This is a genomic window from Halomonas sp. GXIMD04776, assembly GCF_049808615.1.
In the GTDB taxonomy this organism is placed as follows: domain Bacteria; phylum Pseudomonadota; class Gammaproteobacteria; order Pseudomonadales; family Halomonadaceae; genus Modicisalibacter.
In genome coordinates this window covers 18,263-36,237 of sequence record NZ_JBNCAN010000001.1, presented here as the reverse complement: position 1 = coordinate 36,237, position 17,975 = coordinate 18,263, and the positions used below count along the sequence as shown (strand labels likewise).

Annotated in this window: 17 protein-coding genes and 1 pseudogene; 12 read left to right on the top strand and 6 right to left on the bottom strand. The window is 59.9% G+C overall.

Translation table 11 applies throughout. The annotated features are described in order from the left end of the window. The first annotated feature begins 33 nt into the window (after positions 1-33). Positions 34-375: a hypothetical protein gene (locus tag ACPF7Z_RS00180; protein ID WP_425191139.1), complete on the top strand. Its 342-nt coding sequence runs from the start codon at positions 34-36 to the stop codon at positions 373-375. A gap of 73 nt (positions 376-448) precedes the next feature. Here ACPF7Z_RS00180 and ACPF7Z_RS00175 read toward each other — a convergent pair whose 3' ends face one another. The 3 genes from ACPF7Z_RS00175 to ACPF7Z_RS00165 all read right to left on the bottom strand — a co-directional run bounded on the left by ACPF7Z_RS00175 (position 449) and on the right by ACPF7Z_RS00165 (position 4,728). Beyond that, the gene (locus tag ACPF7Z_RS00175; protein WP_425191138.1) at positions 449-1,075 is read right to left on the bottom strand and encodes a flavin reductase family protein; all 627 of its coding nucleotides are present in this window, start codon (positions 1,073-1,075) and stop codon (positions 449-451) included. A gap of 95 nt (positions 1,076-1,170) precedes the next feature. After that, positions 1,171-3,222: an FAD-dependent oxidoreductase gene (locus ACPF7Z_RS00170; protein WP_425191137.1), complete on the bottom strand. Its 2,052-nt coding sequence runs from the start codon at positions 3,220-3,222 to the stop codon at positions 1,171-1,173. A gap of 222 nt (positions 3,223-3,444) precedes the next feature. After that, entirely contained in the window at positions 3,445-4,728 is a 1,284-nt protein-coding gene (locus ACPF7Z_RS00165) for an aromatic ring-hydroxylating oxygenase subunit alpha (protein WP_425191136.1), read from the bottom strand. Between the two features lie 306 nt (positions 4,729-5,034). Here ACPF7Z_RS00165 and ACPF7Z_RS00160 point away from each other — a divergent pair, with 306 nt between their 5' ends. Continuing rightward, complete coding sequence (locus tag ACPF7Z_RS00160; RefSeq protein ID WP_425191135.1) at positions 5,035-6,141, top strand: FAD-binding oxidoreductase; 1,107 nt, start codon at positions 5,035-5,037, stop codon at positions 6,139-6,141. A gap of 75 nt (positions 6,142-6,216) precedes the next feature. Here the strand turns inward: ACPF7Z_RS00160 and ACPF7Z_RS00155 are convergent. Next, a pseudogene (locus ACPF7Z_RS00155) lies at positions 6,217-6,414 on the bottom strand (hypothetical protein); the annotation flags it as partial. Between the two features lie 153 nt (positions 6,415-6,567). On the opposite strand from ACPF7Z_RS00155, the gene ACPF7Z_RS00150 reads away from it, so the two are divergent. Continuing rightward, entirely contained in the window at positions 6,568-7,194 is a 627-nt protein-coding gene (locus ACPF7Z_RS00150; protein WP_425191134.1) for a cell wall hydrolase, read from the top strand. Between the two features lie 39 nt (positions 7,195-7,233). Here ACPF7Z_RS00150 and ACPF7Z_RS00145 read toward each other — a convergent pair whose 3' ends face one another. Then, positions 7,234-8,139 (bottom strand): LysR substrate-binding domain-containing protein, encoded by a 906-nt coding sequence (locus ACPF7Z_RS00145; protein ID WP_425191133.1) that lies wholly within the window; start codon positions 8,137-8,139, stop codon positions 7,234-7,236. Between the two features lie 341 nt (positions 8,140-8,480). On the opposite strand from ACPF7Z_RS00145, the gene ACPF7Z_RS00140 reads away from it, so the two are divergent. From ACPF7Z_RS00140 to ACPF7Z_RS00115, 6 genes are all read left to right on the top strand, one after another. After that, positions 8,481-9,950 carry a pyridoxal phosphate-dependent decarboxylase family protein gene (locus ACPF7Z_RS00140; protein ID WP_425191132.1) on the top strand — a complete coding sequence of 490 codons (1,470 nt, stop codon included), beginning with the start codon at positions 8,481-8,483 and terminating at the stop codon, positions 9,948-9,950. Positions 9,951-9,984: 34 nt separating this feature from the next. Further along, positions 9,985-11,301, top strand: coding sequence for a histidinol dehydrogenase (gene hisD / locus ACPF7Z_RS00135; protein WP_425191131.1), 1,317 nt, complete (start codon positions 9,985-9,987; stop codon positions 11,299-11,301). A gap of 14 nt (positions 11,302-11,315) precedes the next feature. Beyond that, positions 11,316-12,506, top strand: a complete 1,191-nt coding sequence (locus ACPF7Z_RS00130; RefSeq protein ID WP_425191130.1) for a DegT/DnrJ/EryC1/StrS family aminotransferase — start codon at positions 11,316-11,318, stop codon at positions 12,504-12,506. Positions 12,507-12,603: 97 nt separating this feature from the next. Next, positions 12,604-13,329 (top strand): aspartate/glutamate racemase family protein, encoded by a 726-nt coding sequence (locus ACPF7Z_RS00125; protein ID WP_425191129.1) that lies wholly within the window; start codon positions 12,604-12,606, stop codon positions 13,327-13,329. A gap of 127 nt (positions 13,330-13,456) precedes the next feature. After that, positions 13,457-13,750: an antitoxin of toxin-antitoxin stability system gene (locus ACPF7Z_RS00120; protein ID WP_425191128.1), complete on the top strand. Its 294-nt coding sequence runs from the start codon at positions 13,457-13,459 to the stop codon at positions 13,748-13,750. Further along, positions 13,747-14,031: a type II toxin-antitoxin system RelE/ParE family toxin gene (locus ACPF7Z_RS00115; RefSeq protein WP_425191127.1), complete on the top strand. Its 285-nt coding sequence runs from the start codon at positions 13,747-13,749 to the stop codon at positions 14,029-14,031. The genes ACPF7Z_RS00120 and ACPF7Z_RS00115 overlap by 4 nt, the downstream gene beginning before the upstream one ends. A 14-nt stretch (positions 14,032-14,045) precedes the next feature. On the opposite strand, the gene ACPF7Z_RS00110 is transcribed toward ACPF7Z_RS00115, so the two are convergent. Continuing rightward, positions 14,046-14,924: an AEC family transporter gene (locus tag ACPF7Z_RS00110; protein ID WP_425191126.1), complete on the bottom strand. Its 879-nt coding sequence runs from the start codon at positions 14,922-14,924 to the stop codon at positions 14,046-14,048. Positions 14,925-15,174: 250 nt separating this feature from the next. Here ACPF7Z_RS00110 and ACPF7Z_RS00105 point away from each other — a divergent pair, with 250 nt between their 5' ends. Genes ACPF7Z_RS00105 through ACPF7Z_RS00095 form a run of 3 tightly spaced genes read left to right on the top strand, consistent with a single transcriptional unit; the run spans position 15,175 to position 17,963 of the window. Further along, on the top strand, positions 15,175-15,945 hold the full coding sequence (locus tag ACPF7Z_RS00105) for an ABC transporter ATP-binding protein (RefSeq protein WP_425191125.1): 771 nt from the start codon (positions 15,175-15,177) through the stop codon (positions 15,943-15,945). Further along, positions 15,942-16,691 carry an ABC transporter ATP-binding protein gene (locus ACPF7Z_RS00100; RefSeq protein WP_425191124.1) on the top strand — a complete coding sequence of 250 codons (750 nt, stop codon included), beginning with the start codon at positions 15,942-15,944 and terminating at the stop codon, positions 16,689-16,691. The genes ACPF7Z_RS00105 and ACPF7Z_RS00100 overlap by 4 nt, the downstream gene beginning before the upstream one ends. 60 nt (positions 16,692-16,751) lie before the next feature. After that, positions 16,752-17,963: an ABC transporter substrate-binding protein gene (locus ACPF7Z_RS00095; protein ID WP_425191123.1), complete on the top strand. Its 1,212-nt coding sequence runs from the start codon at positions 16,752-16,754 to the stop codon at positions 17,961-17,963. Positions 17,964-17,975 lie beyond the last annotated feature (12 nt).

Below are 17,975 nucleotides of genomic sequence, written 5' to 3'. Positions count from 1 at the left end.
TCGAATCGAACATTACGAAAAGGATTCGTTACGATGCCAAAGACGCTGCTCAAGGATCTCGGGGTGCTGGGAATTGTACTGGGGCTGACGCTGGAAGCCCCAGCGTTTGCTCAAGACCCGCAAGGTGACGCTGAAGAACCCGACCAGCAGATCCCGACGTCAATGCAGAATGATGGCGCTGAAGATCCGGCCAGCCGAGAAGGGATGAACGAAACTCAGGACGATACCGATAGCGACACCGAGGGCGGTATGGTCAAAGAGGACAAGGCTGGCTTCGGCTCAGGGGGTGAAGCCATGCCGGGGACCGATTTACCCAAGTCCTCTGAAGATTCATCCGAAAAACCCTCCGAGCAGCAGACCGACACCGACGAGTAAACAGGCCGTATTTACATTGCTACCAGGCTGCAAGTCACCATCAATCGTTTTATTTCAGAATGTTGTAGGCGTTTTATTCGGGGCGCTGCAGGGAAAAACGGTCGGTGACCCGCGCATAATCCGCACCGGCCATACGCCCCACGGGATGCAAGACATCCGGATCGACATGACGCCCATCCCACACGCTGGGGTCGGCATGAATCACCACGACCTCGGCCAATACCAGCCGCCCCGAGAGCGGGCGATCGCCAAAATTCACGATATCACGCACACGGCAACCGAAGGCAATCGGCGCCGCAGCGATACGTGGCACTTTCAGATTGCCCAAGGTGGCCTTTTCAAGGCCGGCATGCAGGAATTCATCCTCATTGGGTGGCAGCGTGGCACTGGTGGCGTTGAGCGCCTCGACCAGCGCCTCTCCGCCAATATGCACCACGCACTCCGGCACGTCCTGTAAATTGCGAACGGTGTCCTTGGCTTGGCGTTGACCGTTCAGCAGGGGCGAAAAAGCCAGTACCGGGGGATCGACGCTGGCCACGTTGAAGAAAGAAAAGGGCGCCAGATTGGCATTGCCCTGGGCGTCGATAGTCGATACCCAGGCAATCGGACGGGGAGCGATGGCGCCAGACATCAAGCGATAAATAATGCTCGCCTCGAGTTCGGCAACATCGAGAATGGCGGACTGATCGTCTTCGTGCATGAAGTGACCTTTCAGCGGCAGTGGAAACTGCCGCTATCCCATCATGCTCACGCTCGGGCGTCCAGTGATGCGCCTTGTCTCCTGCCTCGCGATCATCAAAGGCCCATCGCGAGGCGCAGACCGTCGTACACCCCGGCATGCACGTTGCGGCTGGCCACCGCGTCGCCGATACGAAAGAGCTGGAAGCGGCCCTGGGGGTTGCGCGTCTTGCGCTGCGGCTTGACTGCAATGAAGGCGTCGATATCCAGCTCGCCCAGGTTGCTCGACTGCGGCTTGAGCTCGAAATAAAGCTCATCCAAGGGCGCTGTGCCGTGTTCGACGATAACCCGATCGACGCTCAGGGTTTCTCGAGTATCGCTGCAGTAAGGGCTGGTCAGAGTCGCCTTGAGACCGTCCGAGGCGCGCTCCACACCCACCAGGGTGCGGTTGAGACTGACATCCACGCCATAGCGATCGAGTGCGGTGAGGAAGGCCGGGAAGTTAGTGCTGCCGACCTCGATGCCGATCATGCGCTCCGGCGTGGCGAAATGCACCATCGCGCCTTTGCTTGCCAGATGCTCCGCGGCGGAAAGCCCGGGGTGGCCGCCATGATCATCGAAGACCAGCACGCGCTCGCCAGGGCGGACCGGGTCCGCCAAAGCATCCCAGCTCGAGTTCACCAGCGATTCGCCGCTTTCCAGCTGTGGATGCACCTGGGGCAGGCCACCGGTGGCGATGATGACCACGTCCGGATCGAGTCCCAGCACGTCCTCGGCTTCGGCATAGCAGTTGAAGCGCAGCTCCACGCCCAAGCGCTGACACTCGCTCACCCGCCATTCGGTGATACCCAGCATCTCGCGACGCCGTTCGAGCAGGCTGGCGACCCGCACCTGACCACCGGCTTCGTCGTTGGCTTCCAGCAACGTGACCCGATGGCCACGTTCGGCGCTGGCCCGGGCTGCCTCGAGTCCGGCCGGCCCTCCGCCTACCACCACCACATGGCGCGGCGCATCCACGTCCCGAGCGATGACATGAGGCATCGTCGCCTCGCGGCCGGTAGCCGGATTGTGGATGCAATAGGCGGCACCATTCTCGTAGATGCCGTCGATGCAGTAGCCGGCACCGACGCAGGGACGAATACGCTCTTCCTCACCGGATTCGATCAGCGCGGTGATGTTGGGCTCCGCCATATGCGCACGCACCATGCCGACCATGTCGAGCAGGCCTTCGCGCAGGGCATAGCGGGCGGTGGCCACGTCGTTGATGCGGGAGGCGTGCATGATGGGTAAACCGGTGGTCCGGCGTACCTCGCCGGCAAAGGCGAGGTGCGGCGCGGAAGGGGCGCCCATGTTGGGGATTACCTCCGCGAGCCCTGCATCGGAGTCGATATGCCCGCGAATCACACTGAAGAAATCGATGGCGCCGCTTTGCTCGAGCAACCTGTAGATCTCAAGCCCTTCGTCGCGTCCGATGCCGTGGGGCATCAGCTCGTCCACCACCAGACGCACGCCGATGATGAAGTCCGGGCCGACGGTGGCGCGAATGGTGTCGAGGATCTTCAGCGGGAACCGCAGGCGTCCTTGAAGGTCGCCACCCCATTCGTCGTCGCGGCGATTGGTCCAGGGTGAGAGAAAGCCATCGAACATATGGCCGTAACCATTGATCTCGATGCCGTCGAGGCCGGCGGCCTGACAGCGGGCCGCGCCATCGGCATAGGCCTGAGCGATGCGTTCGAAATCGTGATCTTCCATCTCCTTGGGGAAGGCCCGATGGGCCGGCTCGCGCATGCCGGAGGGTGCCACTACCGGTAGCCAGTCGCCGGTGTTGTAGCGGGTGCGACGTCCCAGGTGGGTGATCTGGCACATCACCTTGCAGTCGTGCTGATGCACGCCATCTGCAAGCTCAGAAAGCCAGGGCACGATCTCGTCCTTGTAGAGCAGCAGGTTGCCGAAGGCCGGTGGGCTGTCCGGGGCCACCACGGCGCTGCCGCCGATCATGGTCATGGCCATGCCGCCTTTGGCCTTGGCTTCGTGATAAAGCCGATAGCGCGCCTTGGGCATGCCGTCCTCGGAATAAGACGGCTCGTGGGAGGCGCTGACGATACGGTTCTTCAAGGTCAGGTTGCCCAGAGAAAAGGGCTGCAGCAGCGGATCGCGGGAGGTAGTCATCGGTAATCTCCAGATAAGGATGGCGCAAGTATCTCGGGACTAACCCGCCGACAGGCCGTATCTACTTTTGCCATCTGACCGCCATGGATGGCGGAAATGCCGGAATTGTATGGAACATTTTCCGGCCATGGCAAAAGACCTCCTCTTCAGCCTGTCCCCGGCATCCCTCTTCATGTTCAGTTGCGCTTGTCCTGTATCGCAGTGTTGAACAAGATGATTGGACTAGCCTTGCGCTAGACGCAGCGACGGCGTTTCGTTCTCGAGATTCGCCAGCATGCGCTCGCTGTACCAGTCGACGAAATCGATCACGCCGAACTCGAAGCTCTCGGAGTAGGGGCCGGGCTGATAGGCCATGGAGTTGATACCGCGCTGGTTGTCCTCGGTGATACGCCGATCTTGCAGATTGGTGGCGTCCCATACCTTACGCATCTCTATCGGATCATAATCGACGCCTTCCACCGCATCCTTGTGCACCAGCCATTTGGTGGTCACCAGGGTCTGCTGCGGGCCCAGCGGCAGAATGCGGAATACGACACCATGATCCGCCATGAAGTGATTCCAGGAGTTGGGTAGATGCAGGATGCGCAGCGCCCCCATCTCCGGATCTGTCATGTCGCCCATCAGCTTCTTGCAGGCCGGTTTACCGTCCAGAGTCATGGAACTGGTGCCATCCTTGAGCGGAGTACGGGTCAGCCGGTTCTGCTTACCGAAAAACTGAAGCTGCCAGGCCGCATCCAAACCATCCCACTTGTCACGCATGCGTGCGACCTGGGCCTTGTAGGCCGGTGTGGCACGCACATCTTCTGTGTCGTCGAACTCCAGCAGCGAGTTCATCAGCTCCGGGTGAGAGCCGTTGCAGTGATAGCACTCGCGATTGTTCTCCACGACCAGCTTCCAGTTGGCTTCCTCGACGATATGCGACTCCGCCGCCACCTTGACATTGTCCATGTCGTGGGGCGCCAGATAGCGCTCGAGCTGAGCCAGGAATTCGCTGTTGTCCGCGGGCTGTTCCGCCAGACTGACAAAGATATAGCCACCGGCGGTCACCACATGAATGGGCTTCAGACTGTAGTCAGCCGGATTGAAGTTCTGGCCCATGTCGCCGGCAAACAGCAGACGGCCATCCAATTCGTAGGTCCATTGATGGTAGGGGCACACCAGCTTGGCGACCTTGCCCTTTTCCGTGGCGCATAGGCGCGACCCGCGGTGGCGGCAGACGTTATGGAAGCCGTGCACCGCACCGTCGTTACCACGCACGATGATGATCGGGTTGCTGCCGATCTGCAGGGTCATGAAATTGCCCTTGGCGGGAATCTCGCAGGTCATTCCGGCGAACAGCCACTCCTTCTCGAAAATTTCCTGCAGGTCCAGGGCATAGATCCGCTCGTCGACGTAGAGCGGTTGAGGCAATGAAAATTTCGGGATGCGCGTGCTTAAAAGCTCAGCGGTGGCCTCGCGTGCGTCGGCCAGGGGATCATCCAGACGGGAATGAGCGATCAGGTTCATGTCAACGGCCCTCATCCATCACCGGTGTCGGTAAGTTTGGTGATGGTGTCAATATTGTTATTGGTGGAATTCACGCTGAGTGTGGAGCATGTGTGAATAGCGCAATTATCTGCGCACGACATCCGGCGATCCGGAGACGACCTGGGTGATAAAAATACGCCGTTCGACTGGCTGTTTGAGGTATGTCGATGTCGCTGGGAGACAAGTCGGTTTCGAGTGGCATGCGCAGAATGCGAGCATGATCATGCCGGGAGGCGGCCTTCGTAACGCGAACGTCGCCTTCGGCGCTGCAGGGCAGGAACAACAATGACAATGAACTTCTTGAATCCAGTCACCACCCAAAGCTGGACCAACGGTCGTCATCAGGTGCGCTGCGTCAAGACGATCCAGGAAACCGCGGATGTGCGGACCTTCTGCTTCATGGCGGAGCAGCCGCTGCTCTATTTCTTCAAGCCGGGGCAGTTCGTCACTTTGGAGCTTTCCATCGATGGCGAGCAGGTCATGCGTTCCTACACCATCTCAAGTTCGCCTTCGATTCCTTATAGCTTCTCGATTACCGTCAAGCGCATGCCCGGGGGCAAGGTGTCGAACTGGCTGCATAACACTATTACGGTAGGCGACGAACTGGTGGTGCATGGGCCCGTGGGCAACTTCAACATTATCGACTTCCCTGCGGACAAGCTGCTGTTTCTCTCCGGAGGGGTGGGCATCACGCCCCTGATGTCGATGACTCGTTGGCTGTTCGATACCAATGCCAGTGTCGATGTCGAATTCATCCACAGCGCCCGGGCACCACGTGATGTGATCTACCATCGCGAACTGATCCATATGTTCTCGCGACTTCCCGAGTTCAAGCTGCATCTGATCTGTGAAAACAAGGATGATATTGGCGAAACCTGGAGCGGCTACCGAGGCTATTTGACCCAGCCGATGCTGGAGTTGATGGCGCCGGACTATCTCGAACGAGAGATCTTCTGCTGTGGCCCCACGCCCTACATGAATGTGATCAAGCGTATCCTGCAGGATAATGGCTTCGACATGGATCATTATCACGAGGAGCTGTTCGGCGCCACGCCGCTGGAGGTGCGCGAGGATGTGCTCGAGCTGGCGGAGCAGGCCGAAGCCGCTGCCGAAGAGATCGATTATTCCGAAATGCTCAGCATCGAATTCGCAGGCTCCGGCAAGAGCGTGCGCATTCAACCCGATGAGACGATCCATGCCGCCGCCGCCAAGCTGGGTCTGCATATCCCCAAGGCCTGTGGCATGGGCATCTGTGGCACCTGCCGGGTAGGCATCAAGTCCGGGGAAGTCGAGATGGAGCATAACGGCGGCATCACGGATGAGGATGTCGAGGCGGGGTACATCCTCTCCTGCTGCAGCCGGCCCAAGGGCAACGTGGTGGTGGATTTTTAAGCGACCGGTCCGATTAGCAAAGCAGTGGGCTCAAGCTCTGGTCTCAAATGTAGTACCTTTTCGACTTTTGCATCGTCAAAGCCACTCGCCCATACCAATCCCACCTAGCGCCGTGGCTTGCAAATGGACATTTTCAGCGACGGCGCCGGTTTCCATGTAGACGTAGCGCTCACCACGTTTTCCTGACGGTGGCTGTTCATGAGAGTGCGTGCGCATGCTCGGCATGTCCGCAGAAATAATGATGATGGCGGCCGCATCCTCGATCCACGGCTGATCCTCAAGAGCGTTCGCATGTGGACGATCGTCCGATAGGCACTTGAGTGATTACCGAATACGATGTGACTGAATCCCAAACGTTCTAGAAAGCGATTCCCCGCTTATATCGAGTCACCATGGGCAGGTTTGATTCTTAGAAGAGGTTCGATCATGTATCAAAGCTGGAAGTGGATAGTGCCCTGTCTTGCAATATTTCTATTTTCCAGCCAAGCCCTTGCGGCCGATCAGGCGCAGAGGGCGGAAGTTGCCAAGGAAAAGGCGGAGGCTCTGGAGCAGGCCGTTGTGACGGAAGGCAAAGACATAAGTCCTCCTAATTCCTTGATCATTACCAAGCCAGGCGTACAGGCGGTCGACCCGACAGGACGGGGCCCATTGGAGGATGCGATTACCTGTCTTGCGCGCGCCATCTATTGGGAGGCCAGGGGCGAAAGCGTTGCCACCATGGAGGCCGTCGCCGACGTGGTAATCAATCGCCTAGGTCATGAAGGCTTTCCGGAAACGGTGTGCGAGGTGGTCAGGCAAGGCGGTGAGCAGGGGAGCTGCCAGTTCTCCTGGTGGTGCGATGGCCGTATGGATCATGCGGAAAATGAGCAGGCCTACGCCACCGCCAAGGAGATCTCGCGCCGAGCCCTCAACGGGCAGCTGCCAGACAGAATCGATGGCGCCTTGTATTTCCATCAGCGACAAATATCGCCGGGGTGGGGCAGAAACTTCATCAAGACGAACCAAATTGGTGATCTTGTCTTCTACAAGCTTCGCGAAGGCGTAGCGCCCTAGCGTCCACTCACGATGGATGGCGGCGCTAACCAATCCCGATCAAACCGCAGGGGGCGTCTTCTGCATCAGTGCCCACAATCGTTCCGCCGCATCGAAGCTGGGTGTCACATGACGATAGCAGGCAACCGCCAGCAACGGGCCGCCGAGCTCATCGAGCAATGGAACGAGCTTGCCGGACTCCAGCTCCGTCTCGATCAAGCCGTGCGGTAGCCAGCCGACCCCCAATCCCGACAAGGCCAATTCCTTGATCCCGATGGTGAAGGCCGTCTCGCAGACGAGCTCGACATCGAAGCGGCGTTGAAGATCGAACATGAAGGGGGTCGCCAGGGCACTTCCCAGGAAGCTATCGCGGTCGTAGCCGATAAGGGGCAGGACATTGTCTGGATGCGGCGCATGAAGTGGTCGGCCAGAGTGGTCGGTGGCGCTGACGGGAATCAATTGCTCCTGGCCAAGCTCTAGCCGCTCGATATCATGACGCTCCGTCAGCGGAGGGGCGCCATGCAGCTCGCTGCATACCATCAGGTCCGCATCGCCACGTTTGAAGTCGTTGATGCAGTCGTCCCGGTTGGAGGAGCGTACCTGCAAGCGAGCCTCCGGTGCGTGGTGGCGAAAGTAGCGAAGCAGCCGTGGCAAGTAGCTGACCGTCAGCGTGTGCTGGGTGGTCAATACCGCGCGGCGGCCATGCAGTGCCTCAGCCCGCATACGACTGCGCAAGGCATAAAGCCGGGCCAGCCAGTCCCGCAGGTGCGGTTCGTGAAGTTGCCCTTGGGGCGTCAGCGTCAAGCGGATCGCCTGCCGGTCGATCAATTCGACCCCCAGCCACTGCTCCAATTGGCGAATGCGCCGCGAAAAGGCCGGCTGGGTGACATGGCGACGTTCGGCGGCCTGGGAAAACGTCCCCGCCTCGATGAGTACCAGAAAATCCTCTATCCACTCGATCTTCATGTCTTTTCTATCCTGCCTTTCTTGTTTTTCTAGTGTAATCGGCTAGCCATGCAAAAAAGTAACTCATCTTGAGTTTCTTGGCATTGGCCACTCATTCCCACGCCGCCTAGTCTTGAGTGAGACCAGTCAGAAAAGGATGAGGCCATCATTCTACGACTGTGAACAATCCAAGAACACGCGCATGCCAATAATGTCGCGCCGGAGGCCCGAATGCATCTGTCCCGTTTTCCCCGTATTCGTCTTGGTCATTTGCCGATTTCCTCTCGAGACGATGGACAACCTGAGCCTTCCGCTGGGTGGCCCGCGCCTGTGCTTTCCTGATCCTCCGAAGGTATATCCTCATGAATTCCTCACACCCCCCTGCAGACCCGTCTCTCGATCCCAGCGACTGGCGCGAATTTCGAACACTTGCCCACAAGATGCTGGATGCTGCGGTCGACAAGATGGAGGCCGCCCGCCAGGGCCGCGTCTGGAATGAAGTGCCGCCGGAAATGAAGCTGTCGCTTCAAGCCGAACTGCCGATCCATGGTCAAGGGTTGGCAGCGACCCAGCAGCGGATCGAAGCGCTGCTGCCTTACGGCATCGGCAACACCCACCCGCGTTTTTTTGGCTGGGTGCATGGGTCCGGCACGCCGGGAAACCTGATCGCCGAGATCGCGGTGGCGGCGATGAACGCCAATCTGGGCGGTCGAGACCACGGCGCGATGTACGTGGAAAAACAAGTGGTGAAATGGTGCCGGGAATTGTTCGAGTTCCCCGAGACCGCCAGCGGCCTGATCGTGTCCGGTACATCGATTGCGACCGTGATTGCCTTGAAAGTGGCAAGAGACCGGTGTCTCGACTTTACCAGTCGCACAGAGGGCGTCGGCGGCGCACCGCTGGTCGGCTACACCTCGACGCAGACCCATTCCTGCGTCGCACGTGCCTTCGATATTCTGGGTCTCGGCGCGGATGCCCTGCGCAAGATTCCGGTCGATGATCGCTTCCAGATCGACATGGACGCGCTGAAAACCGCGATCGCCACGGATCGAGCAGAAGGGCGCACGCCCTTTGCCATCATCGGCACTGCCGGCGCGGTCAATGTCGGCGCGATCGACGACCTGGAAGCCATTGCCGACCTCGCGGCCCGGGAAGGCCTGTGGTTTCATGTTGACGGCGCATTCGGCGCCAGCGGCGTCCTCAGTGATCGGCTTCGCCCGCGCCTGACCGGATTGAAACGAGCCGACTCGCTGGCGTTCGATTTTCACAAGTGGCTGCATGTCAACTACGACGCCGGCTTCGTCCTTGTACGGTCCGAAGACGCGCACCGCCGAACATTCTCCGATCGCCCCGACTACCTCAAGGGGGCTAGTAGGGGCCTGGCCGCCGGCAACCCTTGGCCGGTGGAGTACGGGCCCGAATTATCCCGTGGCTTTCGAGCGCTCAAGATCTGGGCCCAACTCAATGAACACGGCACCGACAAACTGGGTCGGCTGATCACGCGCAACTGCGAGCAGGCGGCTTATCTGGCAGAACAGGTCGCGACTCAGCCGAATATGGAAGTGTTGGCGCCGGTCGCGATGAATATCTGCTGCTTTCGCTATGTCCATCCTGACCTGGCCCCAGCCGCGTTGAATCACCTGAATGAAGAGATCGTCATTCAGTTGCAACTCCAGGGCATCGCTGCCCCCTCGACCACCATCATTCACGACAACACCGCGATCAGGGTCAATATCACGAACCACCGCACGAGATTCGAGGATCTCGATCTGTTGGTAAGGGAGGTCGGCAGGATCGGAGCAACGCTGGCCGCCGAGGCGGGTCAATCATAATTTTCATGGATAGCACACGAGAAAGGTGACAACAGTGACAATACGACATCTGAAATCCGCAGCTGCATCCGCTGGTGCTGAAGCAGAAGATCAGCGTGTCACGCAGGCCGTGCGTGGCATGCTCGACGACATCCGTGAGCGCGGCGAAGTTGCAGTGCGCGAATACGCGCAGAAGTTCGACAATTGGACAGGCGACTTCGTGCTTAGCGATGACAAGCGCCAGACTCTGATCGCCCAGGTCCCGCAAACGGTCAAGGGTGATATCGATTTTGCTCATCGCCAGATACGCCGTTTCGCTGAGGCCCAGCGCGACAGCCTGCAAGGATTCGAGATCGAGACCGAGCAGGGCGTCATCCTGGGCCAGCGAATACTGCCGGTGCAGTGTGCCGGTTGTTATATTCCCGGCGGGCGCTACGCCCATGCCGCCTCGGCGCTGATGAGCGTGGCTACCGCCAAGGCCGCCGGAGTGCCCTTCGTGGTGGCCTGTTCACCGCCACGCGGTGACAGCATCGATCCCGCAGTGTGCTATGCGCTTGATGTGGCCGGCGCCGACGTGATTCTCGAAATGGGCGGCGTGCATGCCATGGCAAGCATGGCCTTTGGGCTCTTCACCGGTCGCGAGGCGGACATCCTGGTCGGACCGGGCAACGCCTACGTGGCCGAGGCCAAGCGTCTGTTGTTCGGTCAGGTGGGCATCGATGTGTTCGCCGGACCCACAGAGTCGGCGATCATTGCCGACGACAGTGCCGACCCTATGACCATCGCGGTCGATCTGGTCTCTCAGGCCGAACATGGCCCCAACTCCCCGGTGTGGCTGTTCACGACTTCCGAGCGCGTGGGCCAGGAAGTGATCGAGCTGCTGCCCAAGGTCGCCGACGACATGCCCAATGCCGAGGTGATCCGCGCCGCCTGGCGGGACTTCGGCGAAGTCATCCTCTGCGACAGTCGCGAAGAGGTCGTCGAGGTCAGCGATCGCTACGCCTGCGAGCACCTGCAGGTGTTCTGCGACGACCTTGAGTGGTGGAAGCAGCACCTGAGCAACTACGGCTCGTTGTTCCTCGGCGAAGGCAGCACCGTGACCCATGGCGACAAGTGCTCCGGCACCAACCATATCCTGCCGACCAAGCGTGCCGGGCGTTACAGCGGAGGCCTCAATGTCCACAAGTTCATGAAGGTGCTGACCACTCAGCAGTTGAGCGAAGAGGCCAACCGGACCTTCAGTGCCGCCGGCTCGCGTATCTCGCGCACCGAAGGCATGGAAGGGCACGCCCGTGCCTGCGACTGGCGGCTGCGCAAGTACTTTCCCGAGCAAGCCTGGGACTTCCCGGTTCACGATCAGCAGCGCTACTGAGCAAGGGAATTATCATGCAGATCTTTTCAAAATCCTTCACCCAGCAGGAGCCCCTGCCCGAGGCGGCCATCGAAGCGGCGGTCGCGGTCATGCGCAGTGGGCGTCTGCATCGCTACAATCTGGTGGAGGGGGAGCGCGGCGAAACCGCCTTGTTGGAGCAGGAGTTCGCCGACAGCCTGGGCGTGGCCTATTGCCTGACCTGTGCCTCAGGTGGCTACGCCCTGCAGATTGCCTTGCGCGCTGCGGGCCTCCAGCCGGGCGAGAAGGTGTTGTGCAATGCCTTCACCTTGTCGCCGGTGCCGGGCAGCATTCACGGCGCCGGTGGGATCGCGGTACTGGTCGACATACAGGATGACACCACGGTCGATATCGACGATCTGCGCCGGGCCGCCGAGGAAAGTGGCGCCCGCTTCTTCCTGCTTTCGCACATGCGCGGCCATATCGGCGACATGGACGCTATCGTCGCGGCTTGCGACGATCTGGGCATCACCCTCATCGAAGATTGCGCCCATACCATGGGTGCCGCCTGGAAAGGGCGACCAAGCGGTACCTTCGGCAAGATTGGCTGCTTCAGCACCCAGACCTACAAGCATCTCAATTCCGGCGAAGGCGGGCTGTTGACCACGGATGATCCCGAGGTCATGCGTCGCGCCGTCATACTCTCCGGTTCCTATATGCTGTTTGATCGCCACCTGGCGGCTCCAGCCGCCGACAGCTTCGGTGACGTGCGCCTGCAGACCGCCAATTGCAGTGGCCGCATGGACAACCTGCGTGCGGCCGTGCTGCGCCCACAGCTGGCAGAGTTGGCGGAACGACGGGAGCGCTGGAACCGGCGCTACCGCGTATTGGAGGAGGGTCTCGGTCAAGAGGATCTGATTGCCTTGATCCCAAGACCGCCGGAAGAAGACTTCGTCGGCAGTTCCATTCAGTTTCGCCTGCCTGAAGTGCCCCGTGAACGCATCGCCGCCTTCATTTCGGGTTGTGAACGACGCGGCATACCACTCAAATGGTATGGCCGTGATGAGCCGGAAGATTACACCAGCCGCTACGACAGCTGGCGCTACCTGGGGAGTACGCGCCCGGTACCCAACACGGAAAAAGTATTGGCCACGCTTTGCGATCTACGCATTCCGCTGACCTTCGATGAGAAGGATTGCGTGGAAATCACGCGACTCATCGGTGAGGCATTGCAAGAAAGCGGATGAGCCAATCGCGTCCAGGATGGATGCCATCAATTCACCCACAAGGCGTTTCGAAGAGGACGCAAGAGCATGTTCAAGAACGCGCTGATGACTTCGACAAATGACTGACTTCAGCTCTTCGGGCCCCGCTGATGCAGCGTATCCGATGGTCGGTGTCATCGGTGGCATGGGCCCCGATGCCACGGTCGAGTTCATGCAACGCGTCATCGATGCCACCCCGGCGAAGGATGATTCGGACCATATCCACCTGCTGGTCGACAACAATCCCAAGGTGCCCTCGCGGATCAAGGCGTTGATCGAAGGGGATGGCGAAAATCCCGAGCCGACGATCGCCGCCATGGCGCAGCGGCTGGAGAAAGCCGGGGCCCGCTTTCTGGTAATGCCGTGTAATACGGCCCACTACTATTGGGACCATGCTCAAGAAGCCGTCGCCATTCCCGTATTGAACATGGTTCAGTTGACCTTGAGTGCCGTGCACGCAGCAGCGCCAGGTGCGAGGATCGGCATGCTGGCCTCGCCGGCACTGCGCAAGATCGGCCTCTATGAGCGCTACGCGGACGATGTCGGGCTCACGCTGATGTATCCGCAGGATGAGAATGCACTTCTCGAGGTCATTCGCGCCGTCAAGCGCGGTGAAAAACGCCATGCGGATACTCTGAATGCGTTCAACCGCGCTGCCGAGGATCTGAGTCGACAAGGCGCCGATGTGCTTGTCCTGACCTGTACCGAGTTGTCGGTTATCCAAAGCGACTTGAATACTGCCGTGCCCATCCATGATTCTTTGCAGATTCTGGCGGAAGAGGTGGTGAGAACCGTCGAGGGGTGAAAGCCCTTGCATCAATCGCCGGTTCTCAGCCACGCCGTCAATCGATCGTTGCTTGATAAGCGAACTTGGCGTGAAGTAATGATGACGTATATACTTCGTATATTCGTTCCTGATGGAAGCATCAATCATGGCTAAACAAGCGGTATTCACGATGAAGCTGGAGTCCGAGCTACGGGATGAGTTCATGGCTGAGGCCGAGGCGGCTCATCGACCCGCCTCGCAAGTGCTTCGAGAGCTGATGCGCGAATTCATAAAGCGACAACATGAGTCTCGAGAATACGATGAGTTTTTGAGCCGCAAGGTGGAGATTGCGCAGGCCTCGGTGCAAGCTGGCCGTGGCCGCTCCAATGAAGAAGTCGAGGCAGAAGCGACTCTGCGGCGCGCTGAATTGCTGCGTGAGGTCGACGAGGCTGGTAAGTGAAGGTCAAATGGACGCCAGAGGCGGATCGAGATCGGCAAGATACAAGAGAATTCATAGCGGTTAATGATCCCCGTGCCGCGGCTCGGATGGATCAACTTTTCAGCGACGCGGCTGCCAAGCTTGCCGATTTTCCCAAGCTAGGGGCAAAAGGCAAGATCCCTGGCACCCGCGAACTAATCCCCCACGAGCACTATCGGCTCGTCTATATGATAGAAGGCAATACCCTATGGATGCTGGCCTTGGTCCATACCGCAAGGCAATGGCCACCCGTCAAAGAGTGAATTTCTCCTCCACCTCACATCATGATCGCCAGCAGCACCGGCAAGTAAATGAATGATAGTAGCGTCGAACAGAACACCAGGCCGGCGACGTATTCCGGTTCACGCCGAGCGCGCTGGGCGAACAGGTAGTTATAGACCGCCACCGGCATGCTCATCTGCAGGATCAGCACGCTCTGCGCCAAGGGCGGCAGGCCCAGCAACTGGGCGACGCCAAAGGCGATCAAGGCGGCGGCGGGAATACGCAGCAGGCTGAATTGCAGTCCCGAAACCAGGCTCCTCACCTGGATGCTGGCCAGTGACACCCCCAGGGTGATCAGCATCAGCGGCACGCAGAAGCCCGAAATCAGATCGACGGTATTTGCTGCCCAGCGGGGCAAGGAGGAATCGGTGAGCAATAACCCCAGCGCGATCAGTATGGCGTAAATGGTAGGGGTGCGAAGTAGCGTGCGCAGTGGACGGCCGCCCCGGCTTGCCAGCATGGCGCCGAAGGTGAATTGAAGCAGGGACACCGAGACCATCACCGTGATGGCATAGGCGAAGCCGGCATTACCGAAAGCATAAAGCGTGACCGGAAGCCCCATGTTACCGGTATTGGGATACATGGTTGGGGAAACGATCACCTTCCAATCCTTGCCCAGCACCTTGGCCATCAGCAGGCTGGCGCCGGCCATGATACCCATCACGATCAATGCGCCCAGCAAGGTTTGCCCGAAGCTTCGAGCATCGATCTCGGCATTGCCCAGGGCAGCGAGGATCAGCGCCGGCGTGCCGATGTTGAACACCAGTTTGGTGACGAACTCGACCGGATAGGCGTGACCCAGGCGTATCCAGAAAAAGCCGAGTCCCGCACCGAAGAATACCGGTGCCATGACGGCAAACAGCTCGGCGAGCATGAACAATCCTTATGCAATAAGCGGAGTGGTGAATAGTGTAGCGAATGCAGACTGGCATTCTTTCTTATTTTGCTTATATATCTATCATTGGTCGAGTTCCGACAAGCAGTGGTTGAAGGCGAGTGGCGGCTGCTCTAGCTTACGCTAACGTAAATTATTGCCTCGCAGCGCCGTCAAGAACCATTTTCGGTACCTGTAGGGGTGACAACAATAACAAAACGATCGCCTTGCGATCGCCAGAGGACTGCCTATGCCCCGGGAGTTCATACTCGAAACGCAGGAATTGACCAAGACGTTTCGCGGGTTCACTGCGGTCGATCGGGTCGACCTGCAGGTCACCGAAGGGCATATTCATGCCCTGATCGGTCCCAATGGGGCGGGCAAGACCACCGTCTTCAATCTATTGACCAAGTTTCTTCCTCCCAGCCACGGTGAAATTCTCTACCGGGGCAAACCGATCACCAATATGAAGGCCAACCAGATCGCCCGCCTGGGCCTGGTGCGCTCGTTCCAGATATCCGCGGTGTTCGCCCACATGACGGTGCTGGAGAATGTCCGCGTTGCTCTGCAGCGCAAGCTGGGCACTTCGTTTCACTTCTGGAAGTCCGAGCGCAGCCTGACCGCTCTCGATGAGCGGGCCAGGGAGTTACTGGCCCAGGTCGGCCTGGAAAGGGATGCGGATAGCCTGACGGTGGAACTGCCCTACGGGCGCAAGCGTGCCCTGGAACTGGCCACCACCCTGGCCCTGGAACCGACCATCATGCTGCTCGACGAGCCCACCCAGGGCATGGGGGCGGAGGATGTTGATCGGGTCGTGGCGCTGATTCGCGAAGCCGCCAAGGGGCGGACGGTACTGATGGTCGAGCACAACCTCAGCGTGGTCAGCCGCCTGTGCGATCGCATCACCGTTCTGGCTCGAGGCGCGGTGCTGGCGGAAGGCGACTATGCCAGCGTCTCCACCGACCCCAAGGTGCGCGAGGCCTACATGGGTAGTGACTCTGTGGTGGAGGAGAGCGCATGACGACGACACTGGAACAGACCGGGGTTGCCAACAGGGCAAGCGATACTCCCGAGCAGCTCAAGGTCAGCGACCTGCATGCCTTCTACGGCGAGTCGCACATCCTGCACGGCGTCGATTTCGAGGTGCGCAAGGGCGAACTGGTGACCTTGCTGGGGCGTAACGGCGCTGGGCGCACCACGACCCTGCGGGCGATCATGAACATGGTCGACCGACGCTCCGGCTCGATCGTCATCGACGGGCACGAAACCTTGAATACCTCGCCCCATCATATTGCTCGACTCGGAGTGGGGTACTGCCCCGAGGAGCGCGGTATCTTTGCCAGTCTCAATGTCGAGGAGAACCTGCTGCTGCCACCGACGGTACGCTCCGGCGGCATGAGCCTCGACGACATCTATGCCATGTTCCCGAATCTCTACGAGCGGCGTCATAGCCCGGGCACCCGCCTCTCCGGGGGCGAGCAGCAGATGCTGGCCATGGCGCGCATCCTGCGCACCGGCGCCGACCTGCTGCTGCTCGACGAGATCACCGAAGGCTTGGCGCCGGTCATCGTGCAGGCGCTTGGCGAGGTGCTGGTCAAGCTCAAGACGCGCGGAATGACCGTGGTGCTGGTGGAGCAGAACTTCCGCTTTGCCGCGCCGCTGGCCGATCGCCACTACGTCATGGAACACGGCCGCATCATCGAAGAGATCAGTGCCGCCGAGTTGCCCGAGCGGCGCGAACGCCTGCATACCGTGCTCGGCGTCTGACCCGGTTTCATCATCATTGAATCAACAACAACAAGCCGCCCGCTGGGCATGGAGAAACGGATGAACATTACCAAGCACGCCTCTCTTACTGCCGCCGCCCTGTTGCTGGCGCCAAGCCTGGCCCAGGCCGAGATCAGCGGCGACGTGGTCAAGATCGGTTACCTGGCGGACATGTCGGGCACCTATCGCGACCTGGCCGGGCCGGGCGGCCTGGAGGCGCTGAACATGGCCGTCGAGGATTTCGGTGGCGAGGTCAATGGTGCGCCCATCGAGGTGCTCAGTGCCGACGATCGCAACAGCGCCGATGTCGGCGCCAACACCGTGCGCGGCTGGATCGACCAGGACGACATCGATCTGGTGGCGGGCATGGTGGCGTCTTCGGTCACCATTGCGGTGACCAATATTCTCGAGCAAAAGGACAAGCTGGGCATCGTCTCCGGCTCGGCGGCCTCGAGCATCACCAACGAGCACTGCACCCCCAATCATATCCACTGGGTCTACGATACCTACCCGATGGCCAACGGCACCGCCAAGGCGATCGTCGATGAAGGCGGCGATACCTGGTTTTTGCTCACCGCCGACTATGCCTTCGGCCACGCCCTGGAGAGCGACGTCGAAACGGTGGTCAAGGAGAACGGCGGCGAGATCGTCGGCAAGGTGCGCCACCCGTTCCCCACCAACGATTTCTCCTCCTATATCCTTCAGGCCCAGGGTTCCGGGGCCAAGATCGTCGGCCTGGCCAACGCCGGTTCCGATACCGTCAATGCGTTGACCACCGCCAGCCAGTTCGGTCTGGTGCAGTCCGGCCAGACCCTGGCGGGCCTGCTGATCTTCTTGAACGACGTGCATGCGCTGGGGCTCGATGTCACCCAGGGGTTGCAGTTGACCACCGGCTGGTACTGGGACATGGACGATGAGAGTCGGGAGTGGGCCAATCGCTATTTTGAGCGCACCCAGCGGATGCCGACCATGGTCCAGGCCGGCATCTATTCCAGCACGCTGCACTATCTGAACGCGGTGGCGGAAACCGGCAGCGATGACGCCGCGACGGTGCGCGAGCAGATGGCCGCCACGCCGGTCAACGACATGTTCGCCGACGACGGGCGCATCCGCGAGGACGGGCGCATGGTGCACGACATGTACCTGGTCGAGGTGAAGTCACCGAGCGAATCCGAAGGTGAGTGGGATCTTTACGAGATTCTGCGCACCATTCCCGCCGAGGAAGCCTTTCGTCCCTTGTCCGAGAGTCAGTGTTCGCTGGTCAAGGGGTGAGATAAACCCGTC

Bases quoted from the DNA above. Each gene is read 5' to 3' on its own strand.
- ACPF7Z_RS00180 (WP_425191139.1), top strand. From the start codon at position 34: ATGCCAAAGACGCTGCTCAAGGATCTCGGGGTGCTGGGAATTGTACTG.
- ACPF7Z_RS00175 (WP_425191138.1), bottom strand. From the start codon at position 1,075: ATGCACGAAGACGATCAGTCCGCCATTCTCGATGTTGCCGAACTCGAG.
- ACPF7Z_RS00170 (WP_425191137.1), bottom strand. From the start codon at position 3,222: ATGACTACCTCCCGCGATCCGCTGCTGCAGCCCTTTTCTCTGGGCAAC.
- ACPF7Z_RS00165 (WP_425191136.1), bottom strand. From the start codon at position 4,728: ATGAACCTGATCGCTCATTCCCGTCTGGATGATCCCCTGGCCGACGCA.
- ACPF7Z_RS00160 (WP_425191135.1), top strand. From the start codon at position 5,035: ATGACAATGAACTTCTTGAATCCAGTCACCACCCAAAGCTGGACCAAC.
- ACPF7Z_RS00150 (WP_425191134.1), top strand. From the start codon at position 6,568: ATGTATCAAAGCTGGAAGTGGATAGTGCCCTGTCTTGCAATATTTCTA.
- ACPF7Z_RS00145 (WP_425191133.1), bottom strand. From the start codon at position 8,139: ATGAAGATCGAGTGGATAGAGGATTTTCTGGTACTCATCGAGGCGGGG.
- ACPF7Z_RS00140 (WP_425191132.1), top strand. From the start codon at position 8,481: ATGAATTCCTCACACCCCCCTGCAGACCCGTCTCTCGATCCCAGCGAC.
- ACPF7Z_RS00130 (WP_425191130.1), top strand. From the start codon at position 11,316: ATGCAGATCTTTTCAAAATCCTTCACCCAGCAGGAGCCCCTGCCCGAG.
- ACPF7Z_RS00125 (WP_425191129.1), top strand. From the start codon at position 12,604: ATGACTGACTTCAGCTCTTCGGGCCCCGCTGATGCAGCGTATCCGATG.
- ACPF7Z_RS00120 (WP_425191128.1), top strand. From the start codon at position 13,457: ATGGCTAAACAAGCGGTATTCACGATGAAGCTGGAGTCCGAGCTACGG.
- ACPF7Z_RS00110 (WP_425191126.1), bottom strand. From the start codon at position 14,924: ATGCTCGCCGAGCTGTTTGCCGTCATGGCACCGGTATTCTTCGGTGCG.
- ACPF7Z_RS00105 (WP_425191125.1), top strand. From the start codon at position 15,175: ATGCCCCGGGAGTTCATACTCGAAACGCAGGAATTGACCAAGACGTTT.
- ACPF7Z_RS00100 (WP_425191124.1), top strand. From the start codon at position 15,942: ATGACGACGACACTGGAACAGACCGGGGTTGCCAACAGGGCAAGCGAT.
- ACPF7Z_RS00095 (WP_425191123.1), top strand. From the start codon at position 16,752: ATGAACATTACCAAGCACGCCTCTCTTACTGCCGCCGCCCTGTTGCTG.